At 71.4% G+C, this 19,559-nt stretch carries 18 protein-coding genes; 7 read left to right on the top strand and 11 right to left on the bottom strand.

Annotated elements, in window-relative coordinates:
• Positions 1 to 63: 63 nt before the first annotated feature.
• On the top strand, positions 64 to 2,328 hold the full coding sequence (locus tag ACIBEJ_RS36650; RefSeq protein ID WP_397187520.1) for an FUSC family protein: 2,265 nt from the start codon (positions 64 to 66) through the stop codon (positions 2,326 to 2,328).
• Positions 2,329 to 2,437: 109 nt separating this feature from the next.
• On the opposite strand, the gene ACIBEJ_RS36645 is transcribed toward ACIBEJ_RS36650, so the two are convergent.
• Genes ACIBEJ_RS36645 through ACIBEJ_RS36605 form a run of 9 tightly spaced genes read right to left on the bottom strand, consistent with a single transcriptional unit; the run spans position 2,438 to position 11,262 of the window.
• Positions 2,438 to 3,016 (bottom strand): TetR/AcrR family transcriptional regulator, encoded by a 579-nt coding sequence (locus ACIBEJ_RS36645; RefSeq protein ID WP_397187519.1) that lies wholly within the window; start codon positions 3,014 to 3,016, stop codon positions 2,438 to 2,440.
• 22 nt (positions 3,017 to 3,038) lie between these two features.
• Positions 3,039 to 3,869 carry an amidohydrolase family protein gene (locus tag ACIBEJ_RS36640; RefSeq protein ID WP_397187518.1) on the bottom strand — a complete coding sequence of 277 codons (831 nt, stop codon included), beginning with the start codon at positions 3,867 to 3,869 and terminating at the stop codon, positions 3,039 to 3,041.
• Positions 3,866 to 4,591, bottom strand: a complete 726-nt coding sequence (locus ACIBEJ_RS36635; RefSeq protein ID WP_397187517.1) for an HpcH/HpaI aldolase/citrate lyase family protein — start codon at positions 4,589 to 4,591, stop codon at positions 3,866 to 3,868. Before ACIBEJ_RS36635 ends, ACIBEJ_RS36640 begins: the two co-directional genes overlap by 4 nt.
• Positions 4,588 to 5,301 carry an ABC transporter ATP-binding protein gene (locus ACIBEJ_RS36630; RefSeq protein WP_397187516.1) on the bottom strand — a complete coding sequence of 238 codons (714 nt, stop codon included), beginning with the start codon at positions 5,299 to 5,301 and terminating at the stop codon, positions 4,588 to 4,590. The genes ACIBEJ_RS36635 and ACIBEJ_RS36630 overlap by 4 nt, the downstream gene beginning before the upstream one ends.
• Positions 5,298 to 6,995 carry an ATP-binding cassette domain-containing protein gene (locus ACIBEJ_RS36625; protein ID WP_397187515.1) on the bottom strand — a complete coding sequence of 566 codons (1,698 nt, stop codon included), beginning with the start codon at positions 6,993 to 6,995 and terminating at the stop codon, positions 5,298 to 5,300. The genes ACIBEJ_RS36630 and ACIBEJ_RS36625 overlap by 4 nt, the downstream gene beginning before the upstream one ends.
• Entirely contained in the window at positions 6,992 to 7,864 is an 873-nt protein-coding gene (locus ACIBEJ_RS36620) for a branched-chain amino acid ABC transporter permease (RefSeq protein ID WP_397187514.1), read from the bottom strand. Before ACIBEJ_RS36620 ends, ACIBEJ_RS36625 begins: the two co-directional genes overlap by 4 nt.
• Positions 7,864 to 9,060: an amino acid ABC transporter substrate-binding protein gene (locus tag ACIBEJ_RS36615; RefSeq protein ID WP_397187513.1), complete on the bottom strand. Its 1,197-nt coding sequence runs from the start codon at positions 9,058 to 9,060 to the stop codon at positions 7,864 to 7,866. Before ACIBEJ_RS36615 ends, ACIBEJ_RS36620 begins: the two co-directional genes overlap by 1 nt.
• Positions 9,061 to 9,069: 9 nt before the next feature.
• Positions 9,070 to 10,185 (bottom strand): DUF5624 domain-containing protein, encoded by a 1,116-nt coding sequence (locus ACIBEJ_RS36610; RefSeq protein WP_397187512.1) that lies wholly within the window; start codon positions 10,183 to 10,185, stop codon positions 9,070 to 9,072.
• Positions 10,186 to 10,194: 9 nt separating this feature from the next.
• Positions 10,195 to 11,262 carry a hypothetical protein gene (locus ACIBEJ_RS36605; protein ID WP_397187511.1) on the bottom strand — a complete coding sequence of 356 codons (1,068 nt, stop codon included), beginning with the start codon at positions 11,260 to 11,262 and terminating at the stop codon, positions 10,195 to 10,197.
• Between the two features lie 97 nt (positions 11,263 to 11,359).
• Here ACIBEJ_RS36605 and ACIBEJ_RS36600 point away from each other — a divergent pair, with 97 nt between their 5' ends.
• The 5 genes from ACIBEJ_RS36600 (at position 11,360) to ACIBEJ_RS36580 (ending at position 15,486) form a co-directional block, all read left to right on the top strand.
• Positions 11,360 to 11,572, top strand: coding sequence for a hypothetical protein (locus ACIBEJ_RS36600; RefSeq protein WP_397187510.1), 213 nt, complete (start codon positions 11,360 to 11,362; stop codon positions 11,570 to 11,572).
• A 103-nt stretch (positions 11,573 to 11,675) separates the two neighbouring features.
• The gene (locus ACIBEJ_RS36595) at positions 11,676 to 12,176 is read left to right on the top strand and encodes a SigE family RNA polymerase sigma factor (protein WP_397187509.1); all 501 of its coding nucleotides are present in this window, start codon (positions 11,676 to 11,678) and stop codon (positions 12,174 to 12,176) included.
• Positions 12,173 to 13,450: a TolB family protein gene (locus tag ACIBEJ_RS36590; RefSeq protein ID WP_397187508.1), complete on the top strand. Its 1,278-nt coding sequence runs from the start codon at positions 12,173 to 12,175 to the stop codon at positions 13,448 to 13,450. Before ACIBEJ_RS36595 ends, ACIBEJ_RS36590 begins: the two co-directional genes overlap by 4 nt.
• Before the next feature lie 177 nt (positions 13,451 to 13,627).
• Entirely contained in the window at positions 13,628 to 15,067 is a 1,440-nt protein-coding gene (locus ACIBEJ_RS36585) for an FAD-dependent monooxygenase (protein ID WP_397187507.1), read from the top strand.
• A gap of 56 nt (positions 15,068 to 15,123) precedes the next feature.
• Positions 15,124 to 15,486 carry a VOC family protein gene (locus ACIBEJ_RS36580; RefSeq protein ID WP_397187506.1) on the top strand — a complete coding sequence of 121 codons (363 nt, stop codon included), beginning with the start codon at positions 15,124 to 15,126 and terminating at the stop codon, positions 15,484 to 15,486.
• A 2-nt stretch (positions 15,487 to 15,488) separates the two neighbouring features.
• Here ACIBEJ_RS36580 and ACIBEJ_RS36575 read toward each other — a convergent pair whose 3' ends face one another.
• Entirely contained in the window at positions 15,489 to 16,832 is a 1,344-nt protein-coding gene (locus ACIBEJ_RS36575; protein WP_397187505.1) for a carotenoid oxygenase family protein, read from the bottom strand.
• Between the two features lie 164 nt (positions 16,833 to 16,996).
• Entirely contained in the window at positions 16,997 to 17,401 is a 405-nt protein-coding gene (locus ACIBEJ_RS36570; RefSeq protein ID WP_397187504.1) for a hypothetical protein, read from the bottom strand.
• Positions 17,402 to 17,914: 513 nt separating this feature from the next.
• Here ACIBEJ_RS36570 and ACIBEJ_RS36565 point away from each other — a divergent pair.
• Positions 17,915 to 19,519, top strand: a complete 1,605-nt coding sequence (locus ACIBEJ_RS36565) for a penicillin-binding transpeptidase domain-containing protein (RefSeq protein ID WP_397187503.1) — start codon at positions 17,915 to 17,917, stop codon at positions 19,517 to 19,519.
• Positions 19,520 to 19,559: the final 40 nt, after the last annotated feature.

Here is a 19,559-nt window from a genome sequence, read left to right as displayed (position 1 = left end):
ACGGCGCCGGGGGCTGGCAGGGTCGGTTGTGCAAGCCCGTGACCGGGAACCGGGAAGGCGGAGATGAACCTGATCCATCGCCTCGCCACGGGGCTGCGGCGCCGCGACCCTGACCTGGCCGCCACCCGGCGGGCGGCCAGGACCGCGCTGGTGATGCCCGTGCTGTTCGCGCTCTGTGTCGAGGTCTTCCACGCCCCGGTCGTCGGCACCTTCGCCGCGTTCGGCTCGTTCGCGATGTTGCTGCTGGTCGAGTTCACGGGCCCGTGGCCGGAGCGGCTGCGGTCGTACGCGGCGCTGGGGCTGGCCTGGATGGTGCTGGTGATCCTCGGCACGCTCGCGGCGCGGTCGGTGTGGAGCGCGGTCGCGGCCACCGTCGTGGTCGGCTTCGTGGTGCTGTTCTCCGGCGTGGTCAGCTCGGTCCTGGCCGGTGCGACGACCGCGCTGCTGCTGGGCTTCATCCTGCCGGTCTCGGCCGCGGTCCCCTTGTCGCAACTGCCCGATCGGCTGCTCGGGGTGGCGCTCGCGACCGTGGCGGCCATGGCCGCCGTCTCGATCCTGTGGCCGCGCGTACCGGAGCACCCGCTCAGCGCGCCGGCGGCGTCGGTCTGCCGTGCCGCCGCCCGGCAGTTGCGGGCCGAGTCCGGCCACTACTCCGGGCAGGTCTCCGAGGCGACGTTCGCCCGATGCCTGGCCTGCGCGCGGGAGACCGAGGCGAGCGCGCTGCGGTTGCGGCAGTCGTTCACCGAAACCCCCTACCGTCCGACCGGGCTGGGCACCAGTTCCCGCGCGATGATCCGGCTCGTCGACGAGCTGACGTGGCTGAGCGCGGTGCTGGCGGATTCGAGCCCGGCGGCCGAACGGAGCCACGGCCAGGCCGACGACCCGGAGTCCTCGGCCGTGCGCGAGAGTGCCGCCACGGTGCTGGATCTGGCGGCGGAGATGCTGGAGGATCCCGGCCGCCCGCCGTACCGGCTGCGGGAGGCGGCGGCCGAGCTGCGCGGGGCCCTGAGCGCGCTGGAGGACGAGGCGGTCAACCGGCTGCCGATCCCGGCCGACGTGGACGACCTCCTGGGCAGTCTCGACGTGTCGTTCCGCGCCCAGGAGGTGGCGTTCGTCGTCCTGCAGCTCGCCGCCAACCTCGACCTCGCCAGGTCCGCCGAGCGGCGGAGCTGGCGCGAGCGCCTGCTGGGCCGGGAGCCGGGCGCGGCCACCGGGGCGCTGGCCAGCGCCTGGGAGCGCGCGCTCGCCCACCTCGAACCCCATTCCGTCGCGCTGCACAACAGCGTGCGCGGCGCGGCGGGCCTGGGCGTCGGCGTCGTGATCGCCGACCTCGCCGACGTCCAGCACGCCTTCTGGGTCATGCTCGGCACCGTGTCGGTGCTGCGCTCCAACGCGCTCACCACCGGACAGAACGCCTTCCGCGCACTCGGCGGTACGGTCGCCGGCTCCGTGATCGGAGTCCTGCTCCTCCAGCTCATCGGGGCGAGGACGGAACTGCTCTGGGCCCTGCTGCCGATCGCGGTGCTGCTGTCGGGCATCGTCCCGGCGGCGGTGTCGTTCGCCGCCGGGCAGGCGGCGTTCACCCTCACCGTGGTCATCCTGTTCAACATCGCCCAGCCCGAGGGGTTGTCGGTCATCCTGTTCCGGATCGAGGACGTCGCGCTGGGCTGCGCCGTGAGCCTGGTGGTCGGGCTGTTCTTCTGGCCGCGCGGCGCCTCGGCGGCGGTCAGCAGGGCGCTGGCCGAGGCGTACGCCGACAGCGCCCGCTACCTGCTCGGCGCGGTGGACTACGCGGTGTCCCGCTGCTCCTCGGAGCCGGGCCCGATCGAGGTCCCCCAGGAAGGGCGGCGCGCCGCGTCCGCCGCGCGCCGCCTCGACGACGCCTTCAGGACCTACCTGACCGAGCGCGGCCAGAAGGACATGCCGCTGGGCGGCATGACGACGCTGGTCACCGGCGTCGTCGGCCTCCGGCTCGCCGCCGACGCGGTCCTGGAGCTGTGGCGGCGCTCGCCGGGCGGGCCGCCGCCCGAGGACCGGGCGGACGCGCGCAGGGAACTGCGGCTCATGGCCGACGGGGTGTTCCGGTGGTACGAGAGCTTCGCCGCCGGGCTGGAGGGCCGGACGCCGGTGCCCGAACCGGACCCGGTGGACCGGCCGAGCGACAACCGGCTGGTCGAGGCGGTCCGCGACGACCTGGAGGACGCGGCCGGCCGGGCGACGGGCGTACGCGTCATCTGGACCGGCGACCACCTCCAGGCCGCCCGGCGCCTGCAGGGCGCCATCGCCGCCGCGGCCGCCCGGGGAGACGCCGGCGAGGAGCGGCGCTGACCCGAAGAAGAGCCGCCCGCCGGGAGCGGCGCTGACCCGAAGGAGAGACGGCCGCCGGGAGCGGCGCTGAGCGGTCAGGGCAGCGGCGCCTCCTCGGCGAACAGCCAGCTCACCCCAGCAGTCCCCGCGCGATCAACCCGGTCAAGGTCTCGATGGCCTCCTCGTCGTCACCGCCCGGGCTCTCCGCGAGGCGGTGGTAGGCGAAGGACTCCAGCATGCAGCTGATCGCCAGCCCGGCCATCCGGGCGCTCTCCTCGTTCTTGCCCGCCGGGGCGCCGATCTCCAGGATGTGCCGCGTCCAGTGCTCCACCTGGCGCCGGCGCAGCTCGTCGTGGATGTGGCGGAAGGTGCCGCTGGCCATGGACGCCTGGAAGATCCCGACGATCTCCGGCAGGTGCTCGCGGTAGGTCGCCCAGTACGCCCGCACGTGGTGGCGGATGTCGTCGACGGTGGACATCGTGTGCCCGTGGCCGAGCTGCTCTACGACGTGAGAGCGCAGCGCGGCCTGGAAATCGCCGGCCAGCGAGGTGAGCAGGGCGTCCTTGTCCTCGAAGTAGCGGTAGAACGAGCCCACCGCCTTCCCCGCCTCCGCGGTGATGTCGGTGATCTTTATCTCGGCATAGCTCTTGCGGGTCAGGAGCCGCCGCACGGCGTCCTTGAGCTCTGCCTCCGTACGCTTCGACTTCACCTGATACCTCCCGTCACCGAGGCTACTGGGCATAGAACAGCTCTCCTGGCGCCTCGACGAGGATCCGATGTCGATCTTCCGGTTCGGGCGCCCAGCCGGCCAGCAGGTTGAGCAGCTCGCCCGTGTCGCGCTGCCCGTCGGGCAGGTGCGGCCAGTCCGAGCCCCACAGGAGCCGGTCGGGGCGGGCCTCGACCAGCGCGCGGGCCAGCGGGGTCACGTCCGTCTTCAGCCGGTAGGGCCCCGACAGCTTGAGGTAGCAGTGCCCGCCGGCCAGGAGCGGCAGCAGCTCGTCGAGGGCCATGCCGTACCCCATGTGATCGATGACGAAGGTGTGGTCCAGCTCGGCGAGGAAGGGCGCGAGGGAGCGCACGACCGCGCCGGGCGCGTAGAACTGCAGGTGCCAGCCGCGCGGCCGGGCGCGCATGGCCATCGCGCGGATGTAGGCGACGAGCTCCTCGACCGGCCACGACGCCCGCGCGAACAGGTCGAGCCGGATCGCCCGCACCCCCGCCTCGTGGAAGAGGTCGAGGTCGGCGTCGCTGACGGAGTCCTCGACGCGCACCACGCCGCGGCAGTTCTCGCCCGCCTCGTGCAGCACGTCGAGCAGCAGGCCGTTGTCGGTGCCGTAGAAGGTCGGCTGCACCAGGACCATCCGCTCGACGCCGAGCCGGCCGGCCAGGCTCAGGTACTGCTTCAGCGTCCCTTCCGGGAAGGTGTAGAGCGGGTCGGGCACGTGCCGGTAGCCGGGCTCGAACACGTGGAAGTGGGCGTCGCAGCTCAGCGGCGGCAGCGTGAAACCGGGCCGGGTGTTGGTCGTCGTGGCCCGCATGGGCGTGGTCCGCAGGGGTGTCACGATGATGCGTCCTTGATCGCTTGGAAGAGCAGGGCAGAGTCGAATCCGGTGATCCGGAGCGGGCAGACGCCGTCGAGCCCGGCGGGCGGCATGCCGCCGACCGCCAGCAACCTGCCGTGCGCGCGGCAGGCGGCGGCCACGGTGGCGACGGCGTCGAGCACTCTCGGATCGTCGTAGGCGCCGGGCACGCCGAGTTCGGCGGTGAGGTCGTTGACGCCGATCGCGAGCATGTCCACGCCGTCGACCTGGGCGATCTGCCCGGCGTTGGCGACGCCCAGCGGGGTCTCGACGAGGATCTGCACCACGACCTCCTCCTCCAGACGCTGCGCGGGCTGGGGACGCATGCCGTACCGGGGGATCTGGGCGATCGCCGAGCGCTGCCCGCGCGGCGGGAAGCGGCAGGCGCGGGCGACCAGCCGGGCCTCCCGCGCCGTCTCGATCCGCGGGGCGACGATGCCGTGCGCGCCGCCGTCGAGGAGCCTGCCGATCATGCCGTACTCCCGCTCCGGCACCCGGACCAGCGGCGTCATCCCCAGGCCGTCGGCGGCCGAGCAGAGCTGCGTGGCCACGTCGGTGGACATGGGCGAGTGCTCCAGGTCGACCAGCACGGCGTGGTGGCCGGTCGCGTGCGCCATCCGCACCACCTCAGAGGTACGGCTGCCGCGGATGCCGAGCATGAGGGTCGGCAGCCCGGCCCGCAGCCGGTCGAGGAAGGCGCTCACGGGGCGCCGCCGAGGAAGAACGCGCCCATCTCCGGATCGTCGAGGATCGCCTGGGCCGCGTCCGCCCTGAGGACCCGCCCGCTCTCCATGACGACGCCGTGCGCGGCGATCCCGAGTCCGAAACGCACGTTCTGCTCCACGATCAGCACGGTGACGCCGCTGTCGCGCATCCCGGTCACGGACTGCTCGACCAGGCCGAGCGAGCGCGGGTCGAGCCCCAGCGACGGCTCGTCGAGCAGCACCATCGCCGGTTCGAGCATGAGGGCCCTGGCGAACTCCACGGTGCGCCGCTGCCCGCCGGACAGGTTGCCCGCCGGTTCGGCGCCGCGCTCACCGATGATCGGGAAGCGCTCGGCGAGGTGGGCGAGGCGTTTCTGGAGGTAGGCGCGGTCGCGGCGGCGCAGGTAGCCGCCGAGGAGCACGTTCTCGGCGACGGTCATCTCGGGGAACAGCCCGTGCTTCTGCGGCACCTGGACGATCCCCGCCTTGATCAGCTCGGCGGGATGCCGCCCGTCGATGTCGCGCCCGCCGTACCGGATCGTGCCGAGCCTGGGGGCGAGCTGGCCGCTGATCGCGCGCAGCACGGTGGACTTGCCCGCGCCGTTCGGGCCGACCACGCAGGTCACCGCGCCGGGGTCGATCTCGAGGTCGAGTCCTTGCAGCACGTCGCCGCCGCCGTATCCGGCGTGGACGCCGGTCATCGAGATCATCGGCTCGCTCCGGTCAGGTAGGCGTCCAGGACCAGCGGGTCGTTCCGCACCTCCTGCGGCGTGCCGGTGGCGATGCGGCGGCCACCCGCGAGGACGTGCACGGTGTCGCACAGGCCGAGGACGAACGGCATGTTGTGCTCGACGATCAGGAAGGTGGTTCCCGTCCGGTTGAGCTCCCTGATCAGGGCGCCCATCTGCTCGACCTGGGTCGGGTTGATGCCGCCCGCGGGTTCGTCGAGCAGCACCAGGCGGGGCTGGAGCATGAGGATCTGGGTGAGCTCGATGAGCTTCTGCTGGCCGTAGGAGAGCTCTCCGGCCGGAAGGTCGCGGTATCCGGCGAGCCCGACGAGCTCCAGCAGCTCGGCACCCTTCCTGGCCTGCTCGCCGGTGACCGCCGGAGCCGTCCAGGGCGCGCGGGATCCGGCCAGGACGTTGCGCAGCACCGACAACCTGGGGAACAACCGGGTGATCTGGTGCGTACGGCCCAGCCCCGCCCGGCTGCGCGCCCACCGGCTGGAGGCGTCGATCCGCCGGCCGTCCAGCAGGATTCGTCCGCCGTCGGCCTTCATCCCGCCGTCGATCAGGTTGAACAGCGTGGTCTTCCCGGACCCGTTGGGCCCGATCAGGCCGGTGATCGAGCCGGGCTCGACGGTGAGGTCGAGCCCGTCCAGCACGGTGAGCCCGCCGAAGCGCTTGCGCACGCCGCGAACCTCCAGCCGCGCCCCGTCGCCGGAGGCGAGCCAGGAGGGAACCGCCGCCAGGCCGAGGCGTTTGCCCACCTCGGCCGAGCGTCGTCGCCGCCGCAGGCTGGGAAGGATGCCCTTGGGCAGGAAGAGCAGGACGGCGAGCAGGATCCCGCCGAAGACGATCAGCCGCCAGGCGCCCGCGGTGGGACCGGTGAACAACTGGTTGGTCACCTGCGAGAACGGCTCCAGCAGGAAGGCGCCGAGCACCGGCCCCCACAGCGTGCCCGCGCCGCCCAGCAGCGCGGCGAGCACGATCATGATGCTGGTGACGATGGAGAACATCGCGCGGGAGTCGAGGAAGCCCAGGTAGTAGCCGTAGAAGCCGCCCGCCACGCCGATCGGCACGCTGCCGGCCACGAACGCGGCGAGCTTGGCGGCCGAGGTGTTGACGCCGATGCCGGCCGCCTTCTCCTCGTCCTCGCGGATGGACGTCAGCGCCAGGCCGAACCGGGAGGACACGATCGCCTGCGTCATCACCAGCGTCAGGACCAGCAGTCCGAGCAGGCTGAAGTAGAAGGGCAGGAGCGAGGTGCCGCCGGGCGCGGGCAGGACCATGCCGCTGTTGCCGTTGGTGACGGCCGTCCAGTTGAGCGCCACGATGCCGAGCAGGTAGAGCATCGCGAAGGTGATCATGATGAACGCGTTGCCCCGGGCGCGGAAGGTGACCAGCCCGAGGACGGCGGCCAGCGCGCCCGCCACCAGCCCGCCCAGGGGAGCGGCGAGGAACGGGGAGATCGACCAGGCGTCCGCCGCGATCGCGGTTGTGTACGCGCCGACGCCGAGGAAAGCGCTCTGCCCGAGCGAGATGTAGCCGGTGTAGCCGCCCATGATGTTCCACGAACCGGCCATGATCGCCAGCAGGAAGATCAGGATGAGCATGTTCTGGTAGTAGGGGCTCAGCCACGCCGCGGGCAGCGCGGCGGCGATCCCGAACAGGAGGATTCTCATGCGCCGGCCACATCCTGTCTGACCCGGACACCGAAGATCCCCTGCGGGCGCAGCAGCAGGGTCAGCACGATGACCACGAACGGCATGGCGGTCGCCCACGCGGGCGAGGCGTAGGTGGCGGTGAACGTCTCCGCGACGCCGAGGATCAGGGCCCCGGCCAGCGCGCCGCCGAGACTGCCCAGCCCGCCGAGCACCACGATGGCCAGCCCCAGGCCGATCCACTGGTCGCCGGAGTCGGGCGTGAACGGCGCCAGCACCGCCAGGATGGAGCCGGCGGCGCCGGTCAGCGCGATCCCCAGGCCGAACGCCGCGACGTTGACCCGCTCCACCCGGATGCCGACCAGCTCGGCGCCCCGCGGGTTGGTCGCCGCCGCCCGTACGGCCCTGCCCAGCCAGGTACGGCTGAGCACCAGGTGCAGCCCGGCCAGCAGGAGGGCGGCACAGGCGAAGCCGTACACCTGGGCGGTGGGGAGGACCAGGTCGCCGAGGCGGAAGGACGTGCGGGCGTAGGAGGGGGCGACGGTGTGCGGCTCCTGGCCCCAGACGAGGATCACGACGCCTTCCAGGACCATGGCGAGCGCCAGCGTGGCCAGGATGATCGTGCCCTCGCCGCCGCGCTCGGCCCGCCGGATGACCAGCACGTGGATGAGCAGGCCCAGGCCGAGCAGCACCGCGCCGACCAGGGGGATCGTCAGGAAGGGGTCGAGTCCGGTCGCCGTGGAGAGGGTGTAGGTGAGGAACGCGCCGGCGATGAGGATCGCGCCATGGGTGAGGTTGACGATGCGCATCACGCCGAAGATGAGCGTGAGACCGCTGCCGGCCAGCGCGTACACGCCGCCCACGAGCAGCCCGTAGAGGAGCGTCTGCATCAGGTCGCCCAGCTCGGCTTGGAGGCGATGACGGAGGCGGCCGTCGCCGCTGAGGCCGGGGCGACGACCTCCAGCTTGCCCGCCTGCCACTGCATCAGCAGCAGGCTGCCGTCGGGCACCCCGCGCCGGTCCCACTTCAGCGGTCCGACGATGGTCTGGACCGTGTTGGCGTGCAGCCACGCGGCGATCGCGTCCTGGTCGAGCCTGCCGACGGCCTCCACTCCCGCCTGGAGGACCTGCGCGGCGGTGTAGGAGTTGGCGGCGTCCTCGCTGGGCTCCTGGCCGAACTGCTCGCGGTAGCCGGTGACGAACTCGGCGTTGCCGGGGTACTTCGCCGCCGGATGCCAGCTCCCGGCCGTGAAGATCGCCTCGGTGTTCGGCTCGCCGACGGCCTTCGGGTAGGTGTTGACGCTGGAGGGCGCCCTGGTCTGGTACAGGATCTCCGGCGTGAAGCCCACCCGCTGCAGCGCCTGGACCACGGCCGCGCCGTCCACCTCCAGCGCGCCGTGCACCAGCAGGGCCGGACCGCTCTGCCGGATCGCGTTGGCGATGGCGTCGAAGTTCTTGGTGTCCGGCGGGTACTTCTGCCCGTACACGGTCCTGATGCCGAGCCCCTCGAAGGTCTTCCTGAGGTTGCGCACGGGCACGTCGGTGCTGGGGTCGTCCTGGTGCAGGTACGCGGCGGTGGCGGGCCGGCGCGACAGCCCCTCCACGTAGCCGGCGAACGGCCGGTGCGCGGTGTCGGTCGTGCCCGGCTGGCTGAAGAACAGGCGCGTGTGGCCGCGCGAGAAGATCTCCGCCGCCCCGCCCGACGGCTCGATGTAGAGCATGCGGTTGCGGTCGGCGACGGTGGAGGCGGGCAGGTTCAGGAAGGAGGAGAACGTGCCGATCAGCAGGTCCACCCGGTCCTGGCTGATCAGCCTGTTGTAGTTGGAGACCACGGTGTTCTGGTCGAAGCCGTCGTCCAGGATGACGAACTCCACCTTGCGGCCCAGGAGCCCGCCCCGCGCGTTGATCTGGGACTGCCACACCTGGTAGCCCTTGTGGCCCGGGTCGGCGACGTCGGCGGCCGGGCCGGTGAGCGGCAGCGACGCGCCGATCTTGAGTGAGCCTGAGGAGCCGCCCGGCGAGGCGCAGGCGGCGGTCAACGACAGGAGGGATGCGCCGATGAGGAACGAGCGCCGGTCGATGGTCATGGTCGCCTCTCAGAGCCCGGGCACGGTCACCCGGGTGGGATCGTTGCCCGCCGCCGCCAGCGAGGCGGCGGCGAAGTCGGTGACGCAGCCGGAAAGCAACTGCCTCGGGTCCTCCAGCACGACGCGGAGCCTGGTGACCAGCGCCCGCATGTCGCCGGCGGAGCGGATGGCCGGCATCTCGCTGACCTCGGTGACGCCGGGGTCGGCGACGTCGGGGAGCACGAGGCCGCCGGGGGTGTAGCGCGGATAGCCGTCGAACATCACCTCGCCGAGCTCGACCGTGGCCCTGGTGCCGCACCACAGGGCACGCAGCTCCTCCTCCAGGGCGGCCACCTCGGAGAGGTCGCCGTCCGCGGGGGTGGCGAAGGTGGGCGCGTGCGGGGCCACGTACACGCGCTCCAGCGGCAGGCGCCCCCGCGAGGCGGCGAGGATCATCGTGGCCACGCTGCTGGTGTTCCACGTCACCCCGGCCGTGGGGCGGCCCTGCCGGCCCGCGACCACCACCATGGCCCGTTCCCACGCCACGTCCCGCGCGGTGAACCACCGCGCGACGCGGAAGTTGATGTCGAGGCTGACCAGGAAGAACGTGGCGACCATCATCGCGTTGACGCCGTCGTCCCCGTCGAGGAAGTCACGGCGCAGCGTCGTGGGGGAGAGGTACTCCTCGTCGTCCAGCGCAAGGGTGAGGTAGCGGCCGGTCGCCTCGCACGCGCGGTCCACCAGGGCGGCTATCTCGCCCTCCTTGCCCCGGTAGGCCTCGACCGCGACCTGATCGCGCCACAACTCCGTGCTGTTGGCCGCCCGCGTGGCCTTGACCTCGGCCAGCAGGCGCTCGGCGGACTCCCGCCAGGACGCCTCGCCCAGGGCGCGCAGCCTGACCAGCGAGGCCACCGCCGGACCCAGGTGCGAGACCCCGGTCAGCTCCTTGAAACCCCTGGTGGACATGCGGAATCCCTCGACCGTCGGCGGCCTGCCGCCGCCAGGGTAGAGCGCGATGTCGGTGGCCGTCGCGGCGATCAGCGGGTCGGCGCGGGAACGGTCGGTGACCGCCCGGCCCAGCCGCCTGCCGATGCTGTCCTGATCCGCGGTGTAGGCGGTGAACAACCTGATGAACGCGTCCGTCACGATGTGCCCTCACTCGGCGAAGCGATAGACGACGCTGTCGGCGGCGAAGCGCACGTCCGGGCTGAGCCCGTTGGACACGGCCACCAGCGTCCCGTCCGCCCCGGTCATGACGGCGACGTCCGTGCCGCCGCTGGTGGGGAACTCCTCGACGACCCGCAGCCCGCCGTCCCGCCAGCGGTAGAGCTGGGACTTCAGCGCCGTCGTCGGTTCCGCGGGGGTCCCGTGGATGAAGTTGACGCGCAGCACGTACAGGCCGCGCGCGCCGCGCAGCACCGCGAACTCGCGCGCGCCCGCCCCGTCCAGCACGGCGTGCCGCACGAAGGACTCGCCGTCCCACCGCAGCAGCCGCGTCCGGCCGAGGATGCAGCCGACCAGCAGGTACTCCTCGCCGTCGGCGCCGAAGCTCGCGAACGCCCGTCCGTGCCGCTCGGCCAGAGTCTGGTGTACGGCGAAGCGTTCCCCGTCCCAGCGATACAGCATGGACGGCGCGAGGTGGTCGGCGTGGGCCAGGAACTCCTGGCCGCCCACCTGGAAGGCGTGCCAGTTGTAGCCCTGCTCGGAGTCGATCTCCTGGAACGGCTCGAAGGCCCCGCCGTCCCATCGATGGATCGTGGACGGGCGGCTCCCCGGCAGCGGCAGCCCCTGCGCCAGAGCCAGGAAGTGCCGGCCGCCGACCGTGAAGTGCCGCCACTGCTTGGCCGCGAAGCCGGGCACGCTCTGGAAGGGCACGAACCGTGTGCCGTCCCACTCGTGGATCCGGGAGTCCACGGCGTGCTCGTACGGGCCTTGGCCGCCGCGGATGCTCGCGGTCGCGAGGAAGGCCCGCTCGCCGATCCGGAAGAACTCCGCGTCCTCGCCGCCCGGCACGCTCAGGCTCTGGAAGTGCTCGAAGCCGGTGCCGGTACGGCGCAGCAGCAGTAACTCGGTGTCGCTGTCGCCGGCGTTCATGGCAGGAGGCTGTCCGGGCACGTCGAGGGCCAGTTGCGGGATGGCCAGCAGGGACAGGTCGCCGATCTGGAAGGGCTCCACGGCTCGCGCGCCGGAGGTGCGGATGCGACACCACTCCATGAGGTGCATGTGATCTCCCTCACAGCGAAACTGAATTCGCATTCATTCTGAGGGATCGGTGGAAGGGCTGACAATCCTTCGCCCCAGTGAATTTGAATTCACCTTCATGCGGGTGAGGTATGCGATCGAGGAATCCCGCCCTCTCAAGCCGCCGGAGCGTCTGGGTCAGCACCTTGGGACTCACCCCCTGCAACCGCCGCTGGGCGCGTACGTCATCACCACGGCGAGCGCCCCAGGCACGCGTGGCTGCGCGAACTCGGCGGCCGAGGAGTCCGTCGACCACACTGTGCGCGACGTCGACGTCGTACTGGACCTGTGATGGCGCTGGTGGCGCTCCGCCGTACTCCTGAAGAGGTTTGCCGGGAGATGCAACGCATTCGTCCCTTCGGCCGTCTGGGACATGACGACCGAAGGGACGAGCAGTGGATGACGAGCCGGGCTTCGACGACTTCGTGGCAGAGGAGACGGAGGCGCTGCTCCGCTACGGGTACGTCCTGACCGGAAACCCGCATGACGCCGCCGACCTGGTCCAGGAGGCTCTGGTACGGCTGTGCGGCGCCTGGCCGAAGGTGCGGCGCAAGGACAGCCCGCACAGCTACGTGCGCACCACGATGGCCCGGTTACACATCAGCCTCTGGCGGCGGCGCAGGCGTGAGCACCTCACCGAGGGGCCGCCGGAGCGGGTTCACCACGAGGTCTTCCCCTCCGACGAGGAACAGGGGCTCTGGGCGGCCCTGGGCGCGCTGCCCCGCAGGCAGCGTGCCGTGCTGGTGCTGCGCTACTACGAACAGCTCAGTGACGCCGAGATCGCCAAGGTGCTCGGCATCTCTCCGGGAACCGTGCGCAGCCAGGCCTTCCGCGGCCTGGACAAGCTGCGCTCCTCCCTCTCCTCCGCACCGGAGCCCCACAGGAGCATGCGATGACCGATCTGGAAGACAGGCTGAGCGGGGTTCTCTCGGGGGCGGCGGATCGGGCGCCCCGGGTGCCGGACGGGCTGGCCGCGACGGTCAAGGCGCGCCATCGGCGGCGGCGGGCCAGGACCGCGGCCGTGCGGGCGGCGGCGGCCGTGGTCGTGGTCGCGGGCGGGGTGGGCGTGGCGGTGGACGGGCTGGGGGCGTCGGCGCAGCCGTCTCCGGCGGTCGATGGGACGGGGCAGGCTCCGCCGCCGATCGAGAAGGTGTGGCCGGAGGCGGTGCGCAAGATCCCGGCGAAGCTGCCCGACGGGCGCGCGTACCATCCGCAGCTTCTCCTCGACGACGACACGCTGCTGGTCATGACGGGCGTCAGCGACGGCAGGCGGCAGTTCCTGTGGCGCTACGACCTGCGCACCGGGCGGCCCACGCGGGTCGCCGAGATCCCCCCGACGAAGGGATCGGCGATCTTCGCGGACGGCGTCGCCGCGGGTGGCGGGAACATCGTCTGGTGGGCGTCCTACAAGGAGGCGGGCGGGCCGAGGGTCGCCCGGATCTGGACAGTCCCCGCCGCCGGGGGGAGTCCCCGGCGGGTCGCCGACGTCCCCCTCGGGAACGTCATGAAGCAGGGGCACATCAACGGACTGCAGGTGGCGGGCTCCGACGTCGTCTTCGCCTACGAGAAGGGCGGCGTCCACCGGGTGCCGCTGAGCGGGGGCACGCCGCGGCCGGTGAAGGGCGCCGAGCGCCACCACGTCCTTGAGTGGCCGTGGGTGGGCGCCCACCACGGCAAGGCGATCTTCCGCGAACTGCTCAACGTCGAGACCGGCGAGCGGCGCGACGCCGTGGTCAAGGCGGACGAGGAGGTCAGGTGCGGGGTCGAGCGGTGCGCGGGCGTGGCCGTGCGCAACCGGATCGTCAAGGTCGAACGGCCCCGCGACCCCTCCGGCAAGGAGATCAGGTGCGGCACGAAGCGATGCCCGGACACGGTGCGCTCCCAGACCGTCGTGCGAAGGTTCGTCCGCGATCGTGACGGGTCGCTGGAGCGGGAACTGCCGAGCGGGTTCCAGCGGGGTGACGACGCCGGTCTGGAGCGCTTCTTCAAGGTCGATCGGCAGGGCTCGGGGCTGTCGCTTTACGACGTGGACACCGGCAGATCCGCCGATCTGGGCATCCGGCCGGACGCGAAGGGCGTCATGGCGATTCCCGACGGCGGCCTGGACCGGCTGATGACGTACCCGATCAAGGACAGGATGTACGTCGTGGACCTGGCCGCGATCGAATAAAACGAATGGACCAGATCATGGCCGGGCCTGTAGCTTGCGTTCGACCGTGACACCGCCCAGGGAGGTGAGACCCATGAACGCTGTATCGATGTGGGTGCTCCCCGCTGCCGTCACGGTCGGGCGATTGGCATAGGTGTCGCCGGGAGCGCCGTACAAGGACTCCCGAAGGGCAACACCATGAATTCTCCGGCCTTTGACGTGACCATCGCCGGGTGCGGGCCGACCGGCGCGATGCTCGCCGCCGAACTGCGGCTGCACGGCGTGCGAGTGCTCCTTCTCGAGAAGGAGACCGAGCCCACGTCGTTCGTACGCATCGTCGGCCTGCACGTGCGCAGTATCGAGCTGATGGCCATGCGCGGCCTCCTGGATCGTGTTCTCCAGCACGGAAGAAAGCGGCCCGCCGCCGGATTCTTCGCCGCCATCCCGAAGCCCGCGCCCACGGGTTTGGATTCCCCTTACGCGTATCTGGTGGGAATTCCGCAGCCGGTCATCGTCCGGCTGCTCGAAGAGCATGCGATCGCGTTGGGCGCGCAGGTCCGGCGCGGTAGCGCGGTGGCCGGATTCGCGCAGGACGACGACGGTGTGAGCGTCGAGACGGCCGACGGGGAAAGGCTGCGTACGCGCTATCTCGTCGGCTGTGACGGCGCGCGCAGCACGGTCCGCAAGCGGCTCGGCGTCGGATTCCCCGGCGAGCCCTCGCGGAGCGAGACGTTGATGGGCGAGATGGAAGTGGGCGTGCCGCCGGAGGAGATCGCCGCGAGGATCGCCGGAATCGGCGAGATCCACCGGCCCTTCTGGCTGCGGCCCTTCGGCGAAGGCGTCTACAGCGTCGTCGTCCCGGCCGTGGGGGTCGGGGATCGTGCGGCGCCGCCGACGCTGGAGGATTTCCGTCAGGGGCTGCGCGCCGTCGCCGGAACCGATTTCGGCGTGCGCTCCCCGCGCTGGTTGTCCCGCTTCGGGGACGCCACCCGGCTGGCCGAACGCTATCGGGTCGGGCGGGTGCTGCTGGCCGGGGACGCGGCCCACATCCATCCGCCGATCGGCGGGCAGGGTCTCAACCTGGGCCTCCAGGACGCGTTCAACCTCGGGTGGAAGCTTGCCGCGCAGATCCTCGGCTGGGGCTCGGACATGCTGCTGGACACCTACCAGGCCGAACGCCATCCGGTCGCCGCGGACGTCCTGGACAACACCCGCGCCCAATCGGCACTGCAGTCGGCCGAGCCGGGTTCGCGGGCGCTGCGCGGGCTGCTCACCGAACTGATGGACTTCGAGGAGGTGAACCGCCACCTGATCGAGAAGATCGCCGCGATCGGCGTCCGCTACGACTTCGGTGACGGCCACGAGCTGCTCGGCCGCCGTCTGCGTGACCTCGACGTCAAGCGGGGCAACCTGTACGGCCTGCTGCACCACGGCCGCGGCCTGCTGCTGGACCGCACCGGACGGCTGGGCGTCGGCGGCTGGTCGGACCGGGTGGACCACCTGGCCGATCCCACGGCGGCGCTGGACGTTTCTGGCCTCCTGATGCGCCCCGACGGTCACGTCGCCTGGATCGGTGACGACCAGCAGGACCTGGACCGCCACCTCTCGCGCTGGTTCGGATCCCCTTCCGCGCGATGAGTTCCGCCGCCGGGGCCGGTCTACCTGTGCGTGGACCCACGTAAGGGAGGAGTCGTATGAAGGTCGGAATGTACTCGTTCGACTGCCGGGACGCGGCAGCCCTGGCCTCGTTCTGGTCCGGCGTGCTGAGGCGGCCGGTCGACGAGGGGGCGACGCCGGAGTTCGCGATGATCAGCCCGGTGGGGGACGGGGCGACGTGGATGTTCCACCGGCCCCAGGGGGAACTCGCGACCGGGGACAACCGTCTCATGCTCGACCTCGGCGGTGAGGCCGACTGGGCCGAACAGGCCGGCCGGGTCGAGGCGCTCGGAGCCGAGCGTGTCAGCGACAACGAGCAGGACGGCGTCCGCTGGGTCGTGTTCCGCGACCCCGAGGGCAACACGTTCCGGATCTTCGCGCCGCGCCCCCCGTCGAGCTGAGATCAGGCCGGGATCCAGTTGCCGTGGAAGCCGGCGGGGACGCGTACCGGGACGTGCACCTCGGCGAGCGGGGGCGCGGACAGGTCGGCGGCGTCCAGGATGGCCAGGTAACCGGTCCCGGCCGCGCGGTCGTGGGCGAACGTCATCAGGTAGCCGTCGTTCTCACCGGTCCCGCCGCTCCGGGGGACGAAGACGGCTTCGCCGCAGGTGTGGCCTGGAGGGAGGCGGTGCACGGCCGGTTCGCCGCCGGTGAGGTCGTAGGCGTAGATCTCCGACCGGTCGGGCTCGGCGCTCAGGGAGAAGCTCGTCGTGTAGCCGTAGCGGTTCGGAAGGCCGAGCCGGGAGTCGGCCAGCCGGGGGTACTCGCTGGGCCTGTCGTCGAGCGGTTCCTCCGCGACCGTGCCCGATCGCAGGTCCAGCCTCCAGCGGTACACGACGGGCAGCCCGCCCGCCAGGTCGTCCGCGCCGTCGCGCCACAGCGTGGGGACGCGGGTGCCGGTGACGGTGATCGTGTCGCCTTCCGGGCTCTCGAAGGCGTTCATGGTGTGCCACACGTAACATGGCGCGACGTCGAACCAGCGGACGGGGGCGTCGTCGCCGGCCGTACGGGGGAGCACGCCGAACCGGGCGCGGTGCCCGTCGTCCCAGCGCCACGGCGGCCCGCCCGCCGCGGCCCGTGCGGGGTCGAAGACCACCGGCAGGTCCATGAAGATCATGTGGTTCCTCGTGATCGCGAAGTCGTGCATCATCGTCGCGCGCGGCACGTCCACGACGCGCCGTCGCACCACCTCGCCGCTCGCGGAGGCTCGGTAGCAGACCAGGTACGGCGGGCGCAGCCCGTAGCCGAAGAACAGCAGCTCACCGGTGCTCGGGCAGATCTTGGGATGCGCGGTCATCGGGCCCAGCAGGGCGCCGTCGAAGGTGTGCGGCCCGATCGTGGCGAGGCCGGGCGTCAGCTCGTACGGGAAGCCGCCCTCCTCCAGCGCGAACAGGCGGCCGGCGTGCGCGATCACGTGGGTGTTGGCCGTGGTGACCCGGTAGTCGATGCGCCCCTGGTCGAAGGCGAGGGCGAAGCGGGACTCGCCGGGGTGCTCGTAGAGCGGCGTGCGCACGTACCGGTTGCGGTACCAGCGCGCCCTGCCGCCGTCGAGCGCGATGGTGTGGATCATGCCGTCACCCGCGAAGAAATGCGGCGACCAGCCGGTACGCGGGTTCGGCCCGTTGCGGAAGAACTGCCCGGTCAGCTCGGCCGGGATCTCCCCGACCACCTTGGACGGCTCCAGGCTCACCTCCTCGGACACCGGCGCGTTGTTGCCCGCGAGATGCAGGGGCACGGTTCCGGACATGCTGGGACTCCTGTCGTCGTGCGGTGGGGACGCCGACAACCGTGCACGAGGAATCGCCCGGACAACAGTCTTGTTCTTCCCGCCTCCCTCAGCCGCCCGGCCCGGCCCCATGACGAAGCCCCCGCCTTCCCGGAGGAGGACGGGGGCCGTGACTTTCTCAAAAACTAAAGCGGCTGAATGTCAACCACCTGCGTACCCCAAGGGCAGAAGCGGTCGCCGGACAGCGTGCCGTTTTCCACGTCGGACGGTTTACCGTCACACAGTTCCATTGAAATGTCGACGAACTCCAGGTCACCGGGATCGAGGTGCCAGCTCCATCCGGTATTGACATCGGTCCCCGGCAGGATCTTTCCATTGACGTGCTGCCGCGGTCCCGTTCCGGACAGGTTGCGGTAGGCCGCGTCGACGTCGTTGGTGTCGACGAGGCGGATGCGGAAGCTCTCCCCGCCGGTGTTGATGGTGGCCACATACTCGGTGGCCGCGGTCTCGGCATGGACGGGCGCACCGCCGACGATGAGCGCGGCCGCGCCGGCCACGACCACCGAGGCCATTCGAACTGCCTTGAACATGGGATCTCCATTCTCTGGCTCGCCAGTGAGCAAAGTGGATATCGCCCACCCATCTAACGACGCGGATTACTCGATGTGAATGCTCAAGAACATGACAAAGATCACAACACTCAGCGAGCATGTGAAAACACGAACCGCGACTTCGCCGCGATGTCCTCGGCCTTTACCCATCTGTTTGGCAGGGCGCAAGTTTCTTCACGCCCTTCGCCGGAGTCCCGTTGGCGCGGATGTCCCCCTTTCTGGACCGCTACGCGGGTGCCACACTCAGGCCAGGGCCTCAAGCCCGCGGACTGACCGACGACGCAGTGGGCTCGGATCTGGCATCGGGCGTCCCATAGGCGCGGGGGCGGGGTTGACGAGGTGTCGGGGGGAGGGGCAACGTCTTGGGGTGGTGGGGTAGGGGTGGGGAGGATGGTGCGGCAGGGCGATCCGTGAAAGTGGGACATGTCGGGATTTGTCGCCCACTAAGCTCGGTGAACTCCGGGGACTCGTCGAGGAGCAGGGGGCTGGGCTGTGGCGCGTGGCAGGACCATCGCGATCGTTTCCGTGGTGACGGTGGTGGCCTTGGGGGCGGCCGGGACCGGGGCTTACCTGCTGCTGCGGACCACGGGGAGCCCAGCCGAGACCGCCGGGCGGTTCGCGGCGGCCTGGCAGGACGGGGACGCCGCGCGCATGACCAGGGAACTGGCGGTGCCGCAGTCGCTGGCCGGGTATGAGCAGATGCGCACCGGGCTGGCCATCGAGACGCTCAAGGTCACCCTCGGCCAGGCGGCTCCGGAGAAGGACGGGCGGTCGGCGGTGCCGTACACGGCGAGCATGGAGCTCAAGAACGTCGGCGCGTGGAGTTATCAGGGACAGATCCCCGTGAAGGTGGCGGATCGCACCTGGAAGGTGGACTGGACGCCGCAGACCCTGCATCCGTCCATGACGAGCGGGGCCGCGTTCGCGCTCAAGACGCGCTGGCCGGAGCGCGGCGAGATCACCGACAGCAGCGGCGCGCGCATCGACACCGGCCAGGTGGGCGGGTCGGTGCAGCAGCTCGTCGGGTTCCTGGACAAGGCGACCAAGAAGGACGTCGACAGGCTCGGGCCCTCCTACAAGGTCGGGCAGGCCGTCGGCCGGGGCGGGCTGCAGGAGAACTTCCAGAAGCGCCTGGCGGGCACGCCCGCCACCGAGATCCAGCTCGGCGGCAAGACGCTGGAGACGATCGACGGGAAGAAGGGGTCCGGTGTGGAGACCACGCTGGACCCGCGGATCCAGGACGCCGCCGTCGCCGCGGTCAAGGATCTTGACAAGCCCGCCGCGCTCGTCGCCATCGAGAGCGCCAGCGGCGAGATCAAGGCCGTGGTCAACAACCGGGGCGGCTTCGACCGGGCGATCAACGGACGGTACGCGCCGGGCTCGACGTTCAAGGCGGTCACGGCCATCGGGCTGCTGGCCGAGGGGGTCGCGCCCCAGGAGCGGGTGACCTGCCCCAAGTACGCCACCGTCGGCGGGCTGAAGATCCGCAACTCCGAACGGGCCGAGTACGGCTCGCTCAGCTTCTCCGACTCCTTCGCCTACTCCTGCAACACCACCTTCGCCCCCCTCGCCCAGCAGCACCTCGGCGCCGCCAAGCTGCTGGAGACCGCCGAGCGGGTCGGCTTCAACCAGCCGCTGACGATCGGCGTGCCCGCCACCAAGCCGAGCTTCCCCAAGGCCGAGTCCGACGCGGAACTGGCCGCGGAGTCCTTCGGCCAGGCGCGCATCACCGCCAGCCCGCTGACCATGGCCTCGGTGGCCGCCGCGATCGCCGACGGCACCTGGCGCCCGCCGACCCTCGTACCCGATCTGAAGCAGAAGACGGAGCCGCGCGAGCTGCCCGGCGGCGTGAGCGAGAAGCTGGCTCCGATGATGTCGGCCGTGGTCACCAAGGGCACCGCCAAGGCGGCCGGGCTGCCGTCCGGCACCCGCGGCAAGACCGGAACCGCCGAGTACGGCAGCGGCCCCAAGCTCGACTCCCACGCCTGGTTCATGGGCTACAAGGGCTCGCTGGCCTTCGCCGTCGTGGTGGAGGGCGGAGGGGGCGGCGGCAAGGTCGCCGCCCCGGTGGCCGCGGCGTTCCTGCGCGGCCTCTGAGTCCACCCGGGGCCGCGGCCGCCCGGCCGCGGCCCCGGAA

This window comes from Nonomuraea sp. NPDC050790, assembly GCF_044456745.1.
Taxonomy (GTDB): domain Bacteria; phylum Actinomycetota; class Actinomycetes; order Streptosporangiales; family Streptosporangiaceae; genus Nonomuraea.
This window is presented reverse-complemented; position numbering and strand designations above follow the sequence as displayed.

Bases quoted from the DNA above. Each gene is read 5' to 3' on its own strand.
- ACIBEJ_RS36580 (WP_397187506.1), top strand. From the start codon at position 15,124: ATGAAGGTCGGAATGTACTCGTTCGACTGCCGGGACGCGGCAGCCCTG.
- ACIBEJ_RS36605 (WP_397187511.1), bottom strand. From the start codon at position 11,262: ATGCACCTCATGGAGTGGTGTCGCATCCGCACCTCCGGCGCGCGAGCC.
- ACIBEJ_RS36570 (WP_397187504.1), bottom strand. From the start codon at position 17,401: ATGTTCAAGGCAGTTCGAATGGCCTCGGTGGTCGTGGCCGGCGCGGCC.
- ACIBEJ_RS36620 (WP_397187514.1), bottom strand. From the start codon at position 7,864: ATGCAGACGCTCCTCTACGGGCTGCTCGTGGGCGGCGTGTACGCGCTG.
- ACIBEJ_RS36590 (WP_397187508.1), top strand. From the start codon at position 12,173: ATGACCGATCTGGAAGACAGGCTGAGCGGGGTTCTCTCGGGGGCGGCG.
- ACIBEJ_RS36585 (WP_397187507.1), top strand. From the start codon at position 13,628: ATGAATTCTCCGGCCTTTGACGTGACCATCGCCGGGTGCGGGCCGACC.
- ACIBEJ_RS36600 (WP_397187510.1), top strand. From the start codon at position 11,360: ATGCGGGTGAGGTATGCGATCGAGGAATCCCGCCCTCTCAAGCCGCCG.
- ACIBEJ_RS36615 (WP_397187513.1), bottom strand. From the start codon at position 9,060: ATGACCATCGACCGGCGCTCGTTCCTCATCGGCGCATCCCTCCTGTCG.
- ACIBEJ_RS36650 (WP_397187520.1), top strand. From the start codon at position 64: ATGAACCTGATCCATCGCCTCGCCACGGGGCTGCGGCGCCGCGACCCT.
- ACIBEJ_RS36625 (WP_397187515.1), bottom strand. From the start codon at position 6,995: ATGAGAATCCTCCTGTTCGGGATCGCCGCCGCGCTGCCCGCGGCGTGG.
- ACIBEJ_RS36630 (WP_397187516.1), bottom strand. From the start codon at position 5,301: ATGATCTCGATGACCGGCGTCCACGCCGGATACGGCGGCGGCGACGTG.
- ACIBEJ_RS36575 (WP_397187505.1), bottom strand. From the start codon at position 16,832: ATGTCCGGAACCGTGCCCCTGCATCTCGCGGGCAACAACGCGCCGGTG.